This window comes from Trinickia soli, assembly GCF_002879855.1.
Lineage (GTDB): Bacteria > Pseudomonadota > Gammaproteobacteria > Burkholderiales > Burkholderiaceae > Trinickia > Trinickia soli.
On sequence record NZ_PNYB01000012.1, the window covers coordinates 134,914 to 154,972 of the forward strand.

Consider the following 20,059-nt stretch of genomic DNA (forward strand, 5'->3'; position numbering starts at 1 on the left):
GCCGGCGCTCTCGCGCCTATTTATCAAGGTGATGATGGTGAATTCAATGCAGCACTTCAATGTCCTGGCGAGCGGGCTTCAGTTTCCCGAAGGACCGGTTGCGTTATCGGACGGGTCGGTCGCGTTGGTCGAGATACAGCGGGAAACCATCAGCCGCGTGTCGCCCGACGGCGTGGTCAGTGTGCTGGCCAAGGTGGGCGGCGGCCCGAACGGGCTGGCCGTGGGACCCGACGGCGCGTACTACATCTGCAATAACGGCGGCTTTCTTTTCCAGACGATCGCAGGCTTCAACAGAACGCGCGCGGGCGTGCATCCCGATTACACCAGCGGACGGATCGAGCGCTTTGATCCCCGCACCGGCGAATTGCGAACGCTATACGATCGCTGCGGAGAATTCCCGCTCTGTGGTCCCAACGATCTGGTCTTCGATCACAGCGGCGGTTTCTACTTCACGGACTTCGGCAAGAACCGCTTACGCGAACGCGATCATGCAGGGCTGTATTATGCGCGCGCCGATGGCTCGATGATCGTGCCGGTCGCTTATCCGCTGACCACGGCAAATGGTGTCGGTTTGTCGCCCGATGATTCCGTCGTGTACGTGTCGGAAACGGAGACCGGCCGTCTGTGGGCTTTCGATCTGGAAGAGCCGGGCCGCGCGAAAAAGCATCCGCATCCTTCGCCGCATGGCGGGCGTCTGGTGTGCGGCTTGCCGGGGTATCAGCGTTTTGACAGCATGGCGGTGGATGCGCATGGCAATATCTGCGTCGCCACGCTCGTGACGGGCTGCATTACTGTGATCGCGCCGACCGGCGAAGTGCTGCGGCAGGTGATGCTGCCGGATCCGATGGTCACCAATATCTGTTTTGGCGGCGCCGATATGAAAACCGCGTTCATCACGCTGTCCGGGACCGGGCAGCTCGTTTCGATGGACTGGCCGGAACCCGGCCTGCCTTTGCACTATGCCTGAGAACGCGGGGAAAGGTCGCGTCGCCGGTCACACCTTCTTCACGAATTCCGATGTCAAACTCATAGCGCCAAAGCCGTCGATCTTGCATTCGATATCGTAGTCGCCGTCCACCTGCCGGACATCTTTCACCTTGGTGCCCATCGTTAAGCGGTAATCTACGAGGTTTCATGCAACCATTCAGATCACGCCATGACTGAGCCTCGCCTGACATTCCTTGACCAGAATGAATGGGAAACCTGGTTGACGCAAAACGGCGGTACCTCGACCGGAATATGGCTGCGCCTCGCCAAAAAAAAGGGCGCCGTGCAGGCAACCTTGACTTACGAACAGGCGCTGGAAAGCGCCCTTTGTCATGGCTGGATCGACGGTCAAAAGCAGACTGAAAATGAAGCGTACTGGTTGCAACGCTTCACTCGACGCTCCGCAAAAAGCATCTGGTCCAAGCTCAATAAAGACCGGGTCGAAGCGCTGATCGCCGCAGGCAGAATGCTTCCTGCGGGCATGCGGGAAGTCGAGAGAGCCAAGGAAGATGGCCGCTGGGAGGCTGCGTATACGTCTCCCGGCAACTCAGTTGTGCCGGACGACCTGCAGGCGGCACTGGACGCCAACCCCAAGGCCCGCGCGTTCTTTGCGACGCTGAACGGCCGAAACCGCTATGCCATCCTGTTTCGGATACAGAATGCCAAAAAGCCCGCAACACGGGCGCGCAAGATCGAAGAGTTCATCGGCATGCTGAGCCGCGGCGAAACCATTCATCCCTAGACTGGCGAGTTCGACAGCGGAGCATGCCCTTCGCACGAGCAACGACAGTCACGCGCTCACTTATCAGGCGGACGACCGAATGCGAGCAATCATAGCGGTGATGCTTTTTTCCTGTCTGCGACGCGTGACTCACGCTGCTGGCGTCAAATTCCTGACTGTTCCCGCCGACGATGCGGGCCCTGCATTGAGGGCCGTTGTCTGGACTCCGTGCGCCGATGTGGCGGAGGATTTGCCAGTCGACTCGACCGCGCGGCGCTCGAGTTTTTCAAAGCGAATCTTCGGTGAACACGTCGTCCACCGTTCGACTGCCGGTGCGCAAGGGCATTGCCAATGGCAATGGCACTGCTTCGGTTCGTTACGAAAATCCGGCTGAGTGTAGGATCCTGGCCGAGTGATGACAGGTGTGAAAGACCTTTTTTTCGGGAAGAACTCCGGGAACATCGACCGCGGTTACCTGCCTGTGCTCAGTTCCTGCTGTCGCCGCACTCGTGCTTCTTCTTCAAGACGCGTCTCTTCAAGTTCCTGCAGCACGCCATCGAGGTCCACAGGTCGCGTGTCGACTTCGATGCGACCGGTCAGTTCGGCATCGACATGCAGCCGCCCGTCTTCGAATAGCGCCCAGATCTCCGGACCATAACGCGCAGAGAGAATTTGCGGCGCAAACCGGCCAAAGTACGCGGCCAGGTTGTCGACGTCGCGCATGAGCATCGAGGCGGCTTCGTTGTTGCCGGCGGCGTCGACGGCCTGTGGCAGATCGATGATCACCGGCCCATCCGCTGCCAGCAGGATGTTGTACTCCGACAGATCGCCGTGAATGATCCCCGCGCACAGCATGCGGACAACCTGGTTCAGCAGCAGCGCGTGCAGTTCGAGCGCACGGGCTTCGGTCAGATCGACGTCGTTGAGCCTGGGTGCGACGTCGCCCGCCGCGTCGGTCACCAACTCCATCAGCAATACGCCGTCGGTACAAATATACGGTTGCGGCACGCGCACACCTGCGTTGGCGAGCCGGAACAGCGCGTCCACTTCAGCGTTCTGCCATGACGCTTCCTGCATCTGGCGGCCGTAGCGCGTTCCTTTTTCCATCGCCCGCGCTTGGCGGCTGTTCTTGACCTTGCGGCCATCGCGATACGACGCGGCCTGCCGAAAACTGCGCTGCTTCGCGTCCTTGTAGACCTTGGCGCAACGGGTCGATTCGCCGACGCGCACGACGTAGACGGTTGCCTCTTTGCCGCTCATCAGCTGGCCGATCACTTCGTCGATCAGTCCTTCTTCGAGAAGCGGTGCGAGGCGTTTGGGTATCTTCATACGATCGTTGCCCGCCGCGGGTGGAAGATGTATGCCACGCGCGTGGAGGGGCAGCGACAAACGGAGGTATGGGCGAACGACAAACCGATGAATCGAGCTGACTGAGCGGGCCGCTGCAAACCAGCGGCATGGGAGAGGGATGAAGTCATGCCGGATTATACGGGCGGCGGAGGCGAGGCGACGCAAATCTCCCGGCGACTGCGTAGATGGATGCGGCCGCGGCGCCGGATCGCTCGCCCCCTGGCAGGCATTCGCAACATAGCGGTGGCGACGGCGCTGCTACAAGGCGATGTGCGTTGGAAAAGAGCGCTGGACGACGTTGACGAGGCCGACCTGCGCAGCCACCATAAAGCGTGGTCGCCAATGCCTGAGTAGGTGGGCGACTCGTCGTGCGACTTGGTCCGCTCTGGAATGGGTGGTCAAGGGCGTCATCAGGTGATTTCAAGGAGGGACCATGACTGAGCGAGATAAGGTGTTTGCGGGCTCGATCCCGAAGTCCTACGACACACTGATGGTCCCCCTGATCTTCGAGACCTATGCCGCCGACATGGCGGAGCTTGTCGCGGCATCCTCGCCCGACTCGGTGCTTGAAACGGCGGCCGGCAGCGGCGTGGTCACGCGGGCGCTTGCGCCAAAACTCCCAGCGGGCGCGCGCTATGTGGTGACTGACCTCAGCCAGCCCATGCTCGACTATGCCGCGACCAGACAAGGATCCGATAGCCGTATCGAATGGAGGCGGGCGGACGCCCTGGCGCTGCCGTTCGAAGACGCGTCATTCGAAGTCGTTTGCTGCCAGTTCGGTGCGATGTTTTTTCCCAACCGGGTCGTCGGCTACGCTGAGGCGCGTCGCATGCTGAGACCGGGCGGGCGCTTTGTCTTCAGTGTCTGGGACCGTATCGAAGAGAACGCTTTTGCCGACCACGTCACTCATGCCGTCGCCACGTTGTTTCCGCACGACCCTCCGGGATTCCTCGCCCGCACGCCGCACGGCTATCACGATATCGCGCTGATCCGAGATGACTTGAGGCGCGCAGGGTTTGCAGACATCGAGATCGAAACGCGGGAGAAAGTGAGCTGTGCGCCCTCGGCACGCGACGCTGCCACTGCATATTGCCTGGGAACACCGCTGCGCAACGAAATCGAGGAGCGCGACGCTGCATTGCTTCAGCTCGCTGTGGACCGTGCTACGGAGGCGATTGCCAGTCACCATGGCGAAGGGGCAGTGACCGGCAAAATCCAGGCGCATGTGATCGTCGCAGCCCGGTAGTAGAGAAATACAGCCCCTGTACTCGATCTCTTGTTCCCGTGATTGAGCGACGCCGGCCATGATCACGAGCCGGCCTTCACATATAGCGAAATTGCATGAGCTCTGCGTATCAAATAACGTACGTTTTCGCTACAAAGTATGACATTTAATACTGAAGCGTAAAATTTCCCGCTGGGCGGTGTATAATTCTTCATAAATCCGCCTGCAAAAAGTATGAAATGTCATTCGTAGACCAAGTCAGGGCGCTTCTTTCGCGCCGAGGGATGTCCGTCACCGACCTGAGTGCCTTGACCGGAATCGCCCGCCCCAATTTGTCCGCCACCTTGGCGGCCAGGCACGACGCCCGGAGCAACACGTTGGATGCGCTCGCAGCAGGTTTGGACGCGCAATGGGTGCTCGTTCCCAAGGAGCACCTCGCAGCGGTCCGCCAGGTCCTGACTGGGAAAGGTACCGGGCCTGATCTGCAGGCGCCGAGCGCGGCGGAGATGTTTCTGAAGGGGCGCCAATGACCGACGCAATCCATCCTCGCTACCTGGAGGTGCGGCTTTACGGTGCGGTCTGTGGCTACCTTTGCGAACTTGCCGGAAACTGCCGCTTCGTGCCGTCCGAGTCGTTCAAGGCTGCCAATGGCGCGCCGACGCTCACTTTGTCGATGGCGATCCCGGGTACCCCCGCGATCGCGGCCGACATCTTTTCAAACCCTTTCCACCCCGCGCTCTACAACACGGGCGGCAAGCTTCCGCCATTCTTTGCGGGGCTCCTCCCAGAGAGCGATCTGCGCCAGCGGCTGGAAGCGACTCGTCACAATCCGGAAGATCGAGATGACTTCGGCGTACTGGCTGCCGCCGGTCAAGACCTGCCAGGCGCAGTTGTCGTTCAGCCGCCCGCCGACGCGCACAGCATTCCAGAGCATGCGCGAACGTTCGGTGTCACCGGCGGCGCCGGCAATCTGGAAATGAGCGTAACGGAGGGGGCCGCCGAAGGTGCTGCCTCCATCTCCGGGGTGCAGAACAAGCTCGCGCTTTCGACCGTGAACAAAGGCAAGCGGTACACGATGCCGGGACACGGGAAGCTTTCCGATGTCATCGCAAAGCTTCCTGCCAAAAACGACGACTCGCAGATCTTCAACGAGTACGTCGCCATGCAGCTTGCGAAAGCCGCCGGTGTCAACGTCGCGTCGTGCGAGCCAATGAATCTCTCGGTCATCGAAATCGACGGCCTTCAGGCCATTGCAGGCACGGCAACGTCGTTTCTCGCAGTCGAGCGCTACGATCGACAGGGCAACGAGCGCATCCACGCAGAAGATGCTTGCCAGATGCTGGGACGCATGCCGGCTGCCAAGTATGGAAAAGAGGAGCAGTTCGGTCTGCTGCTGAATTTACTCGACGCCCTGAGCCCGCGCGGCGTGAGGGATGTCCGCGAATTCTTTATGCGGCAAGCAGTCAACACGCTTATCGGCAATAGCGATGCGCACCTCAAGAATTTTTCCGTCCTTTACACGGACAAGGTTCACCCGCAGCTCACCCCGGCCTACGATATTGTTTGCGTCGCCGCGTTGCCGGGTTTCTCCGCATACGGGATGAACGTCGCCGTCGACCGCATGCAGCGCGCTCAGACGCTCGATACCTACACAGAACTGGCCAAGGCCGCAGGCATTGCTCAGCGTATCGCGACCGCCGCGGTGAAAGCAGCGGTATCCGCCGCACAGGACACGTGGCCGAAGATGCTCGACGAGCTTCCGACGCCGAAAGGCATGAAGGAGGTGATCCTGGATCGCCTTAAAACGTTGCCGTTGGCGTCACTCTGATGGTCTTTTCGATTGAAAGTTAAAAGCAAGCGATGGGTTCGTTAGATAGCAGGATTTCCAAGTCGTCGAACGGCAGGTTGTTAACTGAACCGGCCGTTCGAGTGGCCACCCTGCGACTCAGGCGAGCGGCAGAATACGGCCGCACGCCGACCCAGGGAAATATGGGCAATCAACCCTTTTTTCGTCTCTCTATTTCTCGTTTCACACGTTCGATCTCAAGCCGTTTGGCTTCCCTTGTTCCCCACGGTGCTGCTCTGTTCTCGGGGGGCTCGGCGGCCGATCGACCGCGCGCTTCGGCAGCAAGTTGAATGGCTTTGCGTTCCTCTAACTCCCTCATTTTGGCCGTTTGCCGCTCCACGAAACGTTCAGCCGCGATGGGTGTGGTTCGGTCTGGGAGTCCAGCAAGGATCACGAGCTTGTCGATATTGTCCCAGGTGCTGATCCGGCCGTCGTTATAGGCAAACTCGCTAATCAACGGGAGATTGAGCGCAGTGTAGATCGGGGTCCAGTTCTCCTCTTCGCCCTGGCGGCGACGCACAGCGAGTTCGGGGTTGAACTGATACTTTCCAGTGGATACGCGCAAAAACAGCGATCTGTTGTAAGCATAGTCTCTGTCGATTTCGTTTCTCGCGAGCACGCCAGAAAGGTGCTGGCGCTTGTTGCGCTCCGGCCTCACTACATTAGCCGGCAAGTGTTGCCAAGCATCGAGGATGACTTGCGTCTGGAATGCGCTGTCCGCATTGCGTCGTATCTTGCTAAATCGGGCCTTGAACAATACCCACATTGTCTGGAACAGAAAGTATTCAGACAGATGCCGGTCGATGCGGACCAGGCGATCTCCTGCTCTGACATCAATGCAGGGCGGAGCCAGGCGTTCATAGATTGCCGCCAGCGGGCCGGCAGCGAACTTTGCGTCGCCAAATGCCTGACGCAACGCCCAGTGGAGGGCATTGTGACCATAGTGATCGACGGCATCGCGGTCCGCGCCGCGCTCCAGCAGGGCTTCCACCAGCGCCGCATTTCCTGCGGCTGCTGCAGCCATCAGCGGCGTTTGATTCATAGGCAGGCGATGATCGACGCCATGCTGGTCACACTGCTTGAGGATGTCCTTGAAGTGGTTGGCAAAGTAAGGGACGTAGCTCTTGCGGGCGAGCACCGCGCGCTGCCGATCAAAGGTTCGTGCCTGCTCGAATCTCGCCTCGACTTCCAGCCACTCGGCGAGCTGCGGTTCGTCGAAGCAGGCGGCATAGTCAAAAAGCTGCTGCTTGCCCTTGTTGCCCGGAGACTGCTCCCGGAAGACCCTGATCAGCAGGTCCCTGACCTTGGCCTCATCGAACACCGGCCAGGGCACCGGAACCTGCTTCAAGATGGTGCGGCGGATGGCCTCCGCCTGCTCCTGTTTCCCCTGAAGTTCGAGTTTGCGTGCTTCCTTCTGCCAGTCTTCGAGCGTGGATTGTTTGGCCTCGATCTTGGTCTGGCCGACAGCGAGATCCAGCAACCCGAACAACTCATGCCCTGTGTCCGATTCGACCATGTAGATGTTCTTGATGGCGCGCGTCAACGCTACATATAGGGCATTGACGAAGAACTTATAGACTTCGAGAGACTTGTCGCTCTTGTCTTTGGCGCGTTTGTAATCCAGCGTCTCGACCGCCAGATCGGCCGTGGCGACGCCCTCGACGATATCGTTGAATTCGCCGCGATGATCCGAGACGAAGCGGTAGAGCACGATGTTCTCGTATTCGAGACCCTTGGCTTCGTGGATCGAGAACAACAGCGGCGTGGCAAAGTGCTTGCGGGCCCCGGCCTTGTCCTCGTCGCGCATGACCAGGACGGCGAACTGCGTGGATTGGCGAATCTTCTGGTCCAATTCGCGTTTGGTGGCGTCCTTGTCGGGTATCAGCGTCACCTGGCCGGCGTCGCCGCCGACGGCCTGAACCAGGAAGTTACTCTCGCGATCGATGGAGCCGAAGCGCCGCTGCTTGATCTTGAGCACCTGATTGGCGACGCGCGTGGCCTCCAGGCCGTTGCGGAAGTTGGCCTTTAGCAGGCGCAATTCCTGTCGCTCAGCCAGTTTCGGGTCTTTCCAGAACAGACTTTTGACCTGGCTCCAGGAAAAGAAATTGGGATGGACAATCTGGTTGGAATCCCCGCAGAGCATGAAATGGCCGGGCTTCTTCAGGGTTTTCAGCACGAGCGCGAGTTGCACGGTGGTGATGTCCTGCACCTCGTCGATAACGACGAAGTCGTAACGCGGCGCGGCCAGCGCTTGCCAGTCCTGAGCCACCAGATTCAGGTCGTACAGCTTTGTTTCGGCCAGCCACGTGCGATACTTCTCAAACAGATCGTAGAGTTGGTCGCGCCGTTCCTCGGGAAAGATTGATTGACGTACGCCCAGCGCTCGATACCCGTCGCGCGACAGGACACCGCCCGAGCCAGCAGCAATCACGCCGCGAATCTCCTCGAACGCCTGATGGGCATCGACATCCTTGAAGTTCTGTCGTATACGGGAATACCATCCTGCAAAGTCGCGCCAATTGGCCTCGCGTCCTGCCGGAACGCGGATCGACTCGACGAACTCGCGGTAGGAAAGAAACACTGCATCCTGATTGCCGTGCTCGTATCCGTTGGCGTAATAAAGGTCGCGGGCGCTCTGTGCCAGAAAAGCGGAGTGGGTCACATAGAGAACCTCGCCTTCGGCATGTTTGAGCTTTTCAAGCGTCAGTGCGGTCTTGCCGCTGCCAGCGCTGCCCACGACAACCAAGGGAGGTGGCTGTCGGTAAATGGTCTCCTGTGTGTCATCAAACGAGATCGGTTTGTCGAGCAGATGAATGCCGGTACGCTCAGGATGAAGGTAGCGCAGAGGTTGAGCCTCCTTGAGGGCCTCCTCGGCGCTAACGTCTGGAATCTTGCTCTCGTCGATCGTCGCGCCGCGCAGGAAGCGCGACTTATCGTAGTCGTGATTGGCGATGACCTCCAACATCAGCGCGCAGACTTCATCTCCGTGGCGCACCAGCGAGAACAACAGCCTGTCGGCGTCATCCAGCTTGGCTCGGTAAAATTTGCCGTGGCTGAGATTGGCGAGCTTTTTGACTTGGGCGGCGCGGAAGTCGTTGCGCGCGATCGCTTCGGACACCTTGCCGTAACTGGCCTTGACGCGGGAAGTGTCGAGGCCGATGTATTCGAGAATCTTCATGGAGCGAAAAGGACAAGAGCAAGAGCGAGAATTCTCGCATGTCCTTCCGGCTTGCCAACTCTGTAGCAGGTTTCCCGATCATTCTTGACCGGCAGTTATCCGACCCGAACTGGACGCCCGACGACAAAGTACTGATCTATGGAGGAGTGGGACGGAGGTGGAGGCCGCCCCCTTAGCGCAGCTGCGCGGCGGCCACAAACAGCACCATGCTGCCGATCGCGCCGTCGAGTACGCGCCACGCCGCCGCCTTACGAAACAGCGGGGCCAGCAGCCGGGCGCCATAGCCGAGCGATGCGAACCATAAAGGACTGATCGTCATCGCACCCAGCGCAAACGCCATGCGCGATCCTTCCGGCTCACGGGCGCCCGCGGTGCCGATCAGCAGCAGAACATCGACGTAGACATGCGGGTTGAGCCAGGTGAATGCCAAGGCCATTAGGACTACTGACCAACCACGTTGCTGGACCACGGCAGCGGCAGCGGGTTCTCCCGACCCCTGGCCCGCAATCTCCATCGCTGCATGACCGGGGCGCCAAGCGCGCCTCAGCGTTGAGAATCCGAACCAGGCGAGATAGGCCAGTCCCCCGTAAAGGATCACCTCCACCAAGTGCGGATAGCGCATTGCAAGCGCCGAAGCGCCGCCCACGCCCGCCGCGATCAAAATGAAGTCCGAGATCGTGCAAAGGGCGACGATCTTACCGACGTGCGAACGCAAGATCCCTTGCCGCAACACAAATGCGTTTTGCGCGCCGATCGTGACGATGAGCGAGGCGCACAGCGCTGCGCCATGCGAATAAGCGGTCCAGTTCATGACGATGTGGGGTAGACGGTGCCGAGTAATGGCGCTAGTCTGCATGCCGGACGAATCTAAGGATAGCTAATTTGCCTAAGGCAGATTAAGGAACGCTAATGTTGGACTATGCCTTGTTGGACGCGCTTGCTGCAGTCGTACGTCTTGGTTCGTTCGACCGCGCGGCCGGCGAACTCAACGTCACGGCCTCGGCCGTATCGCAACGCGTCAAGCTGCTCGAGGAGCGCGTCGGAAGTGTGCTGGTCAAGCGGGGGCAGCCCTGCGTCGCCACTGCGTCGGGCGCATTGCTTTGCCGTCACGCGGAGCGAGTGAGATTGCTCGAAGGCCAGCTATCCGACGATATGCCGTCCATGACGGGGCCGCTGCTCGGGCAGGCGTGGCCTACGCTGCGGGTCGCCGTCAACGACGATAGCGTCGGCACCTGGTTCGTCGATGCCGTGGCGACGTTCTGTGCGCAACGGCGCATGCTGCTCGACCTTGTCATCGACGATCAGGACCATACGGCACAGCGCATTCGCGACGGCAGCGTGCAAGGCGCGGTGACCACGCAGGCGGAACCCGTGCAGGGATGCCGCTCCGTGCGGCTCGGCAGAATGCGGTATCTGGCCGTATGTTCGCCGTCGTTTTTTGCGCGCTACTTCGCCAACGGCGTCAATCGCGAGTCGCTGCGGCGCGCGCCGTGCGTCGTCTTCAATCCGAAGGATGCGCTGCAAGCGCGCTTCATGCGCCGTTTGACGCGCGCGGACATCGAGCCGCCCCAGCATTGGGTGCCGCATGTCGGAGGCTTCTTGCGTGCTTGCGTGATGGGTCTGGGTTGGGGCATGTGCCCGACGCAGATGCTCGGCGCGTCGCTTGCAAACGGCGAACTCGTCGAACTGGCGGCGGGCCGCCACCTCGATGTCGATTTGTATTGGCAGAGTTGGCGCTTGTCGATCGGCTGGCTCGATGAATTCAGCGCAGTGCTGAAGCAGCGCGCCGGCGAGTTTCTCGATTGAGGGCGCCGGCATGGGTCGACACACGCGTGATCGAGGGGCCGGATTAGCTATCCCCTGAAAGCTGCGGTAAACCCTTGCTTTTGCGTTCTGTAATTGTGTTCTGGCAACATAGAGTGCTTTGTCTTCACCAAAGACGGTTGCGCACAGACGCACCGGGCGCTGTGCGCCGCAAAAAAGCCGAGTTTTCGACTACCACCCGTTACCCGCGAGCAACGCAATTCCTATGGCTTTGAACGTCGAAAGTGCCCGCCAGGCTGCGGATTTGGGCAGCAAGATCCGAGCGCTGCGGCACCGCCTCCGTAAGACCCTTGATGAAACGGCTACCGCGGCCGGTATCTCGAAGCCGTTTCTGTCGCAAGTCGAACGGGGCCACGCCACGCCCTCTTTGACTTCGTTGGCCGGCATCGCCACGGCGCTGGGCGTCACCCTTCAGTATTTCGTCGATACGCCCAGCGAGGAGCGGTCGGTACGCCGCGCCGGCCAGTTGCGATTTTTCAGCTTCGCCGATTCGACGGATTTATTCGCGCGATTGACCAACTCGTCGGTCGGCAGTCAGCTTGAAAGCATTCTCGTGCGCTTGCCGGCCGGGCAGACCGAGGGGGCAGAAGTCACGACGCATGCGGGCGAGGAATTCCTTTACGTCATTTCGGGCGAATTGTCGTTGACGCTTGAAGGCAAGACGTTTTCGCTCCAGGCGGGCGACAGCGCGCATTACGAATCGACGGTTCCGCACAGTTGGTCCAATACGGGCAAGGTTGAAACGACACTGGTTTGGGTCGGTACGCCGCGCCTGTTTTGACGATCCGCGTGCGCGCCTGACCGAAGCGATAACCGCGTGCCAACTGCCGGGGGGCGATCGAGCCAGCGTTCGACGGCTGGCTCGACGCGCTAGCGGAGACGCTCGAGCAGCGCCATGCCAGCGGCTGGATTGCGGACCTTGTGGCCGCTGATCACATAAAGGTAGACGTCGCGAGGCATGGCCTTCGCACCCGTCTCCGCAATCGTTTGCAAGTCTTTCGGCGCTTCACCGGCGGCCCACGTCTTCGCACGCGAGGCCCAGGCATCGAGTCCCTTCTTCGGATATCCAAGCTTTTCCGATTCGACTGTCCCCATGATGCGTGCGTAGACGAACGGCGCAGTGACGTCGGCGATCTGTGGGTAATCGCTATCGCCGGCGACAACGATCGCAACGCCGTGCTCGCGCGCCAGCGCCACGAACTCCGGATGGCGGAAACTTTCGTGCCGCACTTCGACGGCATGCCGGATCGCGCGGCCGTCGACGCGTTTGGGCAGCAGTGCGAGAAAAGCGTCGAAATCTTCGGCGTCGAATTGCTTGGTCGTCGCGAACTGCCAGTTGATCGGGCCCAGCTTGTCTTTCAGCGCGAGCACGCCGCTGGCAAAGAAACGCTCGATGGAATCGCGGGCTTCGCCAAGCACTCGGCGATGAGTCGCGAATCGCGGCGCCTTCAACGAAAAGACAAAATCTTCCGGCGTCTCGTCATGCCACTTCTCAAAGCTTGTCGCGCGTTGCGTGCCGTAGAACGTGCCGTTGATTTCAATCGATGTCAGCTTGCGGCTCGCATATTCGAGCTCGCGCTTTTGCGTGAGGCCGGCGGGATAGAACGCACCGCGCCACGGCTCGTAGGTCCAGCCGCCGACGCCGATGCGAATGCGGCCCGTGGCGCTGCGGCGGCTCATTCCGTCGCCATCCCGTGAGCGTTCGCTGCGGCCAAGGCCTCGCCCGACGCGCGCCGATGCTGAGCCGACAGCCTGCGCATGAGCGGCAGCAACAGCAACGACATCAGCACCCCGGCAGCCGCCAGCCAACCAAGCTCCGAGAAAAGATTCGTATAAAGCGGCAGCGATTGCACCGCCGTCAAATCATTGGAGGGGGCCTGCGCGAAGTTGGCCACCACGCTGCCCAAATACTGGGAGATTCCGGTCGCAAGGAAGTAGGCGCCCATCATGAAGCCGCTCATGCGAACGGGGATATAGCGCGCGATCATGGCAAGGCCAAGGCCGCTGACGAGCAACTCGCCGAGCGAATTCAAAGCGTAACCCCAGACCATGAACCACGACGATACGCGTCCGTCGACGGCATAGCGGCCGCTGAATGCGTAAATGACGAACCCGATCGCCACGGCCACATAGCCGAGCGCAAATTTCGCCGCGATGCTGATATCGCCGCGCCCCTTTGCAAGCCGCGTGTAAGTCGACGCGAGCACGGGGCTCAGCAGCATGATCCAGATCGGATTGAGCGCTTGGAATTGCGCGGCGCTCCAGGAGAACAGACGAACGCCGAATAGCGAGAACGTCGGATCCACATTACGCAGCGCAAATAGCGTCAGCGACGTGGTTTGTTGCTGATAGAAGATGAAGAACAGAATCGACTGCAAAACGAGAATGAGGGCGGCAATCAGTCCCGCGCGCTCCGAGCGGTCGCATTTGGCGATCATGTAGCCGAACAGGCCAAGGATGATGACCCCTGCGATATCGACGCAGGTGATGGCCAGCGTCTTGTTGCCGAGCACGAATGATGCGGCCGTGGCCAGCGCGACGCCGCCCGCGGCAACCACAGCGACGCGGCGCCATACGATCGGCTTGCTGTCGGGCGCGGACCCCACATGCGACAGCGAGCGATACCGGATCAGGAAGTTCACGACGCCCAGCACCATGCCCGCGCAGCAGACGGCAAACGCGGTGCGCCAGCCCCATCGATCTTTGATCCAGGGCGTCGCGAGGATCGACAACGTCGAACCGATATTGACGGCCATGTAATAGATCGTGAACGCACTGTCGATGCGCGTATCGTCCCCTTCATAGATACGCCGCACGAGATTCGCCGAATTCGCCTTGAACAGGCCGTTGCCCACGACAATGACGCCGAGCGAAGCATAAAGGAACGATAGATGATCGTTCGGCAATGCAAGCATGCCGTAGCCGAACGAGAGCACGACCGCGCCGAACAGCATCGTGCGCCGCGCACCGAGCACCTTGTCGCCGATCCATCCGCCGATCGAAGGCGCCGCATAGACAAGCGCGGTAAACGCGCCCCAGGTGAGGTTCGCGCGTGCATCGCCGAAGCCGAGCCGCTCCACCATGTAGAGCACGAGCAGTGCGCCCATGCCGTAATAGCCGAAGCGTTCCCACATCTCGATCAGAAAGACCGTCGTGAACGATCTTGTTTGCGAAACCGACGAATTCATCAAAAGTTCTCCCGGATAGGTCGAATCAGATTCGCACGTTGTGCGTGCGCTGCTGGACGCCGTTGCTCGCGCCGTGGCTCGTTTGCGCGCGGTAGCGCGCGGTGTTGGGGACTTGCCAGCGCGAGCTTACTCCGTCGCGCGCCAGTCGTGGCAGCGGCCGTACACGTCGCGCGCGATTCTCGCGATGTTGGCCGTCACCGTCACTTCGGGTATGCACCAGTCGGCGCCCCATACGGTTGATAGCTGCACACGAAAACGGGCGCATGGTCTTATCCCTCCTGCAATCGATCGATTGCATTTTCCTTTTTGTTTTTTAATTCGTCCTTCACCACCATGAAAGCCACGCATTCATTTGCAGCGGCGCTGATCGCGTTCGTCTTTGCGTCAAGCGATGCCGCTTTTGCCGTTCCCATTCCCACCGGCGTGAAATTGGCTCCGGTCCAGGAAATCACGCGCCAGTTGCCCGCCGAAATTGAATCGCTGGATCCCGCACACATCGAATCATGGGCCGGCAATACGGTCGGCCTCGATCTGTTCGAAGGCTTGACGCGTATCGACGCAACGGGCGCCATCGTACCCGGAGTCGCACAATCGTGGACGCGAACCGGGCCGGACACCTGGCGCTTCACGCTGCGCGGCGATGCCAGGTGGAGCGACGGCCGACCCGTGACGGCAGACGACTTCGTCTATGCCTGGCGCCGCGTCGTCGATCCCAAGACCGGCTCGAAGTATACGGTTCTTGTCGAGTTCGTCAAAAATGGCAAAGCGATCGTGTCCGGCAAGGCGCCGCCCGACCAACTCGGCGTGACGGCGGTCGATGCGCGCACACTGGAGGTGCGCACCGAAACGCCTGCGGCCTTCTTCCCGGAACTGGCGGCCATGGTGTCGATGGCGCCGGTGCCCCGGCACATCGTGCAACGCGCGCCGGACGGCTGGACCAAGCCCGGCACCTTTGTCGGCAACGGCGCGTTCCTGCTGGCCGATTGGCAGCCGAACAATCGTGTCGTACTCCTAAAGAACGGTCGGTATTGGAACGCGGCAAGCGTGCCGCTTGCAAAGGTGAAATACGTCCCGATCGAAGACGACGGCACGGCCCTCCACATGTATCAGGCCGGGCAGATCGATTACACCTATCGCATTCCGTCGGGGCTTCACGACCCGATAGCGAAGCAATTCGGCAGCGAACTGCGCACAGGCATGCAGATCGCCACCTATTACTACAGCCTCGACAACACGAATCCTCTGTTCAAGGACAAACGCGTGCGGCAGGCGCTATCGATGGTGCTCGACCGCGATCTCCTGACGAAGCGGCTGCTGCAAGCCGGCGAAGCGCCGATGTACGGCCTCATTGCCAGCGGCACCAAGGGCGCGAGCCCGTTCGTGCCGGCCTGGGCGGCGTGGCCGATGAGCAAGCGCATCGACTACGCGCGCGATCTGTTGCGGCAGGCGGGTTATTCGGAGGCGAAGCCTTTGACATTCACGCTGACCTACAACACGAACGATCTGCACAAGAAGGTGGCGCTGTTTGCCGCTTCCGAGTGGCGCACGAAGCTGGGCGTCGAGGCCCGGCTCGAGAACGTGGAGTTCAAGGTGCTGCTCATGCAGCGCCACGAAGGAAAGGTGCAAGCGTCGCGCGACGGTTGGTTCGTCGATTACAACGACGCCATGTCGTACTTCGACGTGCTCCGCTGCGGCAGCATTCAGAACGATCAACGCTACTGCAACCCGAAGGTCGACGAGCTCATTGCACGTGCGAACGCGCGGCTCGACCCCAACGAGCGCACCGCGCTGATGACGCGTGCGCATACGCTTGCGATGGAGGACTACCCGATGATCGCGCTGTTCCAGTATTCGGCCGATCGTCTCGTCAAAGCCTATGTGGGCGGCTATGCGACGACGAACTACGTCGATCAGCGCGCCTCGCAGGATCTCTACATCGTCGCGCACTGAGGCGGGGAGGGACGATGCTTGCGTACACGCTGCGCCGCACGTTATGGGCGATTCCCACGGTGCTGGCCGTCATTACAGCCTGCTACCTGCTGTTGCATTTGACGCCCGGAGGGCCGTTCGATTCGGAAAAGCAACTCTCGGCCGCCGCGCTCGCGAATCTCGACGCGAAGTACCACTTGAGCGAGCCGCTTTGGCGTCAATACGTGCTTTATCTCGGTGCGCTCGTTCATGGCGATCTGGGCGCGTCTTATCGCTACGTCGATTGGAGCGTCAACGATCTCGTGGCGAAGGCGCTTCCGGTCAGCATCGGGGTGGGCGGCGCGTCGATCCCGATTGCGCTCGCGATCGGCGTCTGTCTCGGCGTGGCCGCGGCCGTATCGCGCGATCGCTTGATCGACCGCCTGGTGATGGTGCTCGGCAACGTCGGCAATGTCGCACCGCCGTTCGTGCTCGGCCCGGTGCTCGTATGGATGTTCGCGATCGTCCTGAAAACGAGCGAAGGTCGCGGTTGGTTGCCGGCAGGCGGATGGGGCGAGGGCGCCTGGCGTTACCGGATTTTGCCGATCGGCTTGCTGGTCGTCATCAATGTGTCGACGATCGCCCGCGTCATGCGTGCCAGCATGATCGAAGTGTTGTCGAGCCCGTTCATCCGCACCGCACGTGCGAAGGGCCTGCCGCCGAGGCTCATTGTCTGGCGCCATGCGTTGAGGCCCGCCCTCGTGCCGGTCGTTTCCTTACTCGGCGCGATGTCGATCTCCTCGATCACGGCAGCCGTCGTGACGGAATCGGTGTTTGCGTTGCCGGGGTTGGGGCAACTCGTCGTCAACGGCGCGATCAATCGCGACTACACGCTCGTATTGGGCGTCGTCGTGCTGACCACGAGCGTGGCCGTTCTTTTCAATCTGCTCGTCGATCTCGCTTATGCGTTGCTCGACCCGCGTATCCGGTACTGATCACCATGGCGTTCTCCACTTCCGATGCAAGCGACGCTGCCGTGCGCGCCGACTCGCCTCGCGGCGTCGCCGCATCCTTCGCTCGGCGTTTCGTGCGCAACCGCACGGCGCTTTTCAGTTTGGCACTGCTCTTTTGGGTGACCCTCGCGTGTTTCGCCGGGCCGTGGTGGCTCGGACGCGACCCCGCGCAAAGCGATTGGGCGTCGTTGAGCCTGCCGCCTACGCTGCAGGGCGGACATTGGTTCGGCACGGACGAACTCGGCCGGGATCTGCTCGTGCGCACGCTCACGGGTGGTCGCGTGTCCCTCGAAGTCGGGTTGCTCGGCACGCTGACAGCCTGCCTGATCGGTGTTGCTTACGGCGCTTGTGCCGGCTATTTCGGCGGCCGCATCGATGCGGTCATGATGCGTATCGTCGACTTGATGTATGCGATTCCGTACATGCTCATTGCGATTTTGATGATGACGCTTTTCGGCCGCGCATTTTATTTGGTAGTCCTAACTATCAGCGCATTCTCATGGTTGGATATGGCGCGTGTCGTGCGCGGGCAGACGCTGTCGCTGCGTACTCGTGAATTCATCGACGCGGCGAAAGCGATCGGCGCGTCCGGGCCTGCCATCGTCATACGGCACATCGTGCCGAACCTGATTGGCGTCGTGGTCGTCTACGCGACCGTCATGGCGCCCGGCATCGTGCTGACGGAGTCGGTGCTTTCGTTTCTTGGACTGGGCGTGCAGGAGCCGATGACGAGCTGGGGCGTGCTGATCGAGGACGGCGCCCAGAAGCTCGAAGCCATGCCATGGCTGCTGCTCTGTCCGGCTGCGATGCTGTGCGGGACACTCTACTGCGTCGGCTTTGTCGGTGACGGATTGCGCGATGCGCTCGATCCGAAGGAGCGGTAATCATGGCGCTACTTGAAGTCGAGCGACTGAGCGTTTCGTTTGCACGCCGCAACGGGCCGCCGATCGAAGCCGTGCAAGACGTGTCGTTCGCGCTGGAGGCGGGCGGGAGGCTGGGCATCGTCGGCGAGTCGGGGTCCGGCAAGAGCCAGACGGCGATGGCGATCATGGGCTTATTGCCGTCGAACTCGCAGGTGGCGGGCACGGCGCGCTACGACGGCCGGGATCTTTTGAAGCTCGATCGGCGCGCGCTCAATACGCTCAGGGGTGAGCGGATCGCGATCGTCTTTCAGGATCCGATGACATCGCTCAATCCGTTTCTGACCATCGAGCGGCAGTTGACCGAGCCGTTGCAGGTGCACCGCGGCCTGTCGCGCCGAGCGGCTTACCGACGCGCGATCGAAGCGCTCGAACGCGTGCATATCCCCGGTGCGGCGAGGCGTATCGGCATGTATCCGCACGAGTTCTCGGGCGGTATGCGTCAACGGGTGACGATCGCGATGGCGCTGATGACCGAGCCGCGTATCTTGATCGCCGACGAACCGACGACAGCGCTCGATGTGACCGTGCAAGCGCAGATCGTCGACCTGCTGCGCACGCTGACGCATGACACCGGCATGGCGCTGATGCTGATCACGCACGATATGGGCGTCGTGGCGGGACTCTGCGACGACGTCATGGTCATGCACGGGGGGCGCTCGGTCGAGCAGGCCGATGTCGAACGTCTGTTTGCCGCGCCAACCCATCCCCACACGATCAGTCTCATGAATGCGCGATCGTATCTCCGACGGCCATCCGTCGAATCCATCCAGGAGGGCACGCGATGAAAACCGTGGTTTCGGCCGAAGACACTGCAGTGTGGTCCGACGCAACGCCGCTCCTATCGGTGCGCGACCTCAAAGTGCATTTCCGCGTCGCGCGGCGCAACGGTCCTTTTGCGATCGATAGGCCCCGCGCATTGCTGCGTGCAGTCGACGGGCTTTCCTTCGACGTTCGTCCAGGCGAAGTGATCGGGCTTGTCGGCGAATCGGGGTGCGGCAAGTCCACCCTTGCACGGGCGATCGTCGGCCTCGCGCCGATCACGAGCGGGAGCGTCTGCTGGCGCGGCCACGAAACGGTGGCCGGCGTGCATCGGGCGAGTCGTCAGATGCAGCGCCTGCGGCGCGAGGCACAGGTCGTCTTTCAGGATCCGCTTGCTTCGCTCGATCCGCGCATGACGATCGAGCGGATCGTGGCCGAGCCGATCGTCACGCATCGCCCGCAGATGACGCGTGCGGAAGTGCGCGCGCGCGTTCGCACGATGCTGGAGCGTGTGGGTCTGAACGATCATCATCTGTCGCGCTACCCACACGAATTTTCGGGTGGGCAGTGTCAGCGGATAGGTATTGCGCGTGCATTGGTCGCGGAGCCGAAACTGGTCATCTGCGACGAACCCGTTTCCGCACTCGACGTAACGATTCAGGCGCAGATCGTCAATCTGCTGCGCGATCTGCAGCGTGAACTGTCGTTGTCGATGTTGTTCGTCTCGCATGACCTGGCCGTGGTGCAGGCGATGAGCACGCGCGTGCTCGTCATGTATCTCGGCCGCGTCATGGAGGCGGGCGACTGCCCGTCGATATTCGACGCACCTGTGCATCCGTACACGCGTGCGTTGCTTTCGGCCGTACCGTTTCCGGACCCGGCGATCGAGCGCAGCAGAGCGCGTGTGCTGCTGGCAGGCGATTTGCCGTCGCCGATCGACCCGCCGTCAGGCTGCGTGTTTCGCACGCGCTGCCCTTCGGCATTACAGGAATGCGCACGAACCCCACCTGAGCTCGAAGCGCGCCACGAAGGACGCTCATTCGTTGCCTGCATTCGCGCCGGCGACCCTCCAGTGCCCGGCGTTTAGCCCGCGTAACGCGCGGTAAGCGCGCTAAGCACGGCGCCCCATCAGCGGTA

The 20,059-nt window shown here is 61.2% G+C and carries 16 protein-coding genes and 2 pseudogenes; 12 read left to right on the plus strand and 6 right to left on the minus strand.

What is annotated here, in order from left to right; all coding sequences use genetic code 11:
- Positions 1-31: 31 nt before the first annotated feature.
- A complete protein-coding gene (locus C0Z19_RS15680) occupies positions 32-967 on the plus strand; it encodes an SMP-30/gluconolactonase/LRE family protein (protein WP_425330288.1) in 936 nt (311 codons plus the stop codon).
- A gap of 27 nt (positions 968-994) precedes the next feature.
- Here C0Z19_RS15680 and C0Z19_RS15685 read toward each other — a convergent pair.
- A pseudogene (locus C0Z19_RS15685) lies at positions 995-1,114 on the minus strand (PhnA domain-containing protein); the annotation flags it as partial.
- A 42-nt stretch (positions 1,115-1,156) separates the two neighbouring features.
- Here C0Z19_RS15685 and C0Z19_RS15690 point away from each other — a divergent pair.
- On the plus strand, positions 1,157-1,729 hold the full coding sequence (locus tag C0Z19_RS15690) for a YdeI/OmpD-associated family protein (protein WP_102610747.1): 573 nt from the start codon (positions 1,157-1,159) through the stop codon (positions 1,727-1,729).
- Positions 1,730-2,179: 450 nt separating this feature from the next.
- On the opposite strand, the gene C0Z19_RS15700 is transcribed toward C0Z19_RS15690, so the two are convergent.
- Positions 2,180-3,037 (minus strand): PA4780 family RIO1-like protein kinase, encoded by an 858-nt coding sequence (locus C0Z19_RS15700; RefSeq protein ID WP_102610748.1) that lies wholly within the window; start codon positions 3,035-3,037, stop codon positions 2,180-2,182.
- Positions 3,038-3,491: 454 nt separating this feature from the next.
- On the opposite strand from C0Z19_RS15700, the gene C0Z19_RS15705 reads away from it, so the two are divergent.
- The 3 genes from C0Z19_RS15705 (at position 3,492) to C0Z19_RS15715 (ending at position 6,111) form a co-directional block, all read left to right on the plus strand.
- The gene (locus tag C0Z19_RS15705) at positions 3,492-4,304 is read left to right on the plus strand and encodes a class I SAM-dependent methyltransferase (protein WP_102610749.1); all 813 of its coding nucleotides are present in this window, start codon (positions 3,492-3,494) and stop codon (positions 4,302-4,304) included.
- Positions 4,305-4,522: 218 nt separating this feature from the next.
- Entirely contained in the window at positions 4,523-4,813 is a 291-nt protein-coding gene (locus tag C0Z19_RS15710; RefSeq protein ID WP_102610750.1) for a helix-turn-helix domain-containing protein, read from the plus strand.
- Complete coding sequence (locus C0Z19_RS15715) at positions 4,810-6,111, plus strand: type II toxin-antitoxin system HipA family toxin (RefSeq protein ID WP_102610751.1); 1,302 nt, start codon at positions 4,810-4,812, stop codon at positions 6,109-6,111. The genes C0Z19_RS15710 and C0Z19_RS15715 overlap by 4 nt, the downstream gene beginning before the upstream one ends.
- Positions 6,112-6,280: 169 nt before the next feature.
- Here C0Z19_RS15715 and C0Z19_RS15720 read toward each other — a convergent pair whose 3' ends face one another.
- Positions 6,281-9,307 carry an ankyrin repeat domain-containing protein gene (locus C0Z19_RS15720; protein WP_102610752.1) on the minus strand — a complete coding sequence of 1,009 codons (3,027 nt, stop codon included), beginning with the start codon at positions 9,305-9,307 and terminating at the stop codon, positions 6,281-6,283.
- A gap of 172 nt (positions 9,308-9,479) precedes the next feature.
- Complete coding sequence (locus C0Z19_RS15725; RefSeq protein WP_102610753.1) at positions 9,480-10,118, minus strand: LysE/ArgO family amino acid transporter; 639 nt, start codon at positions 10,116-10,118, stop codon at positions 9,480-9,482.
- 98 nt (positions 10,119-10,216) lie between these two features.
- Between C0Z19_RS15725 and C0Z19_RS15730 the strand changes: the two genes are divergently transcribed.
- Together C0Z19_RS15730 and C0Z19_RS15735 are read left to right on the plus strand one after the other, a co-directional pair.
- Positions 10,217-11,113, plus strand: coding sequence for a LysR family transcriptional regulator ArgP (locus C0Z19_RS15730; RefSeq protein WP_102610754.1), 897 nt, complete (start codon positions 10,217-10,219; stop codon positions 11,111-11,113).
- A gap of 223 nt (positions 11,114-11,336) precedes the next feature.
- Positions 11,337-11,912, plus strand: coding sequence for a helix-turn-helix domain-containing protein (locus C0Z19_RS15735; protein ID WP_102610755.1), 576 nt, complete (start codon positions 11,337-11,339; stop codon positions 11,910-11,912).
- Positions 11,913-12,001: 89 nt separating this feature from the next.
- On the opposite strand, the gene C0Z19_RS15740 is transcribed toward C0Z19_RS15735, so the two are convergent.
- Together C0Z19_RS15740 and C0Z19_RS15745 are read right to left on the minus strand one after the other, a co-directional pair.
- Positions 12,002-12,811 (minus strand): DUF72 domain-containing protein, encoded by an 810-nt coding sequence (locus tag C0Z19_RS15740; RefSeq protein WP_102610756.1) that lies wholly within the window; start codon positions 12,809-12,811, stop codon positions 12,002-12,004.
- Positions 12,808-14,322 carry a peptide MFS transporter gene (locus C0Z19_RS15745; protein ID WP_175084058.1) on the minus strand — a complete coding sequence of 505 codons (1,515 nt, stop codon included), beginning with the start codon at positions 14,320-14,322 and terminating at the stop codon, positions 12,808-12,810. The genes C0Z19_RS15740 and C0Z19_RS15745 overlap by 4 nt, the downstream gene beginning before the upstream one ends.
- A gap of 330 nt (positions 14,323-14,652) precedes the next feature.
- On the opposite strand from C0Z19_RS15745, the gene C0Z19_RS15755 reads away from it, so the two are divergent.
- The 5 genes and pseudogenes from C0Z19_RS15755 (at position 14,653) to C0Z19_RS15775 (ending at position 20,009) form a co-directional block, all read left to right on the plus strand.
- Entirely contained in the window at positions 14,653-16,269 is a 1,617-nt protein-coding gene (locus C0Z19_RS15755; protein WP_102610759.1) for a peptide ABC transporter substrate-binding protein, read from the plus strand.
- A 14-nt stretch (positions 16,270-16,283) separates the two neighbouring features.
- Positions 16,284-17,222 (plus strand): ABC transporter permease subunit, encoded by a 939-nt coding sequence (locus C0Z19_RS15760; protein WP_102610760.1) that lies wholly within the window; start codon positions 16,284-16,286, stop codon positions 17,220-17,222.
- A 5-nt stretch (positions 17,223-17,227) separates the two neighbouring features.
- Positions 17,228-18,124, plus strand: a complete 897-nt coding sequence (locus C0Z19_RS15765; RefSeq protein WP_102610761.1) for an ABC transporter permease — start codon at positions 17,228-17,230, stop codon at positions 18,122-18,124.
- Positions 18,124-18,894, plus strand: a pseudogene (locus C0Z19_RS15770) (ABC transporter ATP-binding protein); the annotation flags it as partial. The gene C0Z19_RS15765 and the pseudogene C0Z19_RS15770, both read left to right, overlap by 1 nt.
- 50 nt (positions 18,895-18,944) lie before the next feature.
- Positions 18,945-20,009 carry an ABC transporter ATP-binding protein gene (locus tag C0Z19_RS15775; RefSeq protein ID WP_102610763.1) on the plus strand — a complete coding sequence of 355 codons (1,065 nt, stop codon included), beginning with the start codon at positions 18,945-18,947 and terminating at the stop codon, positions 20,007-20,009.
- Positions 20,010-20,059: the final 50 nt, after the last annotated feature.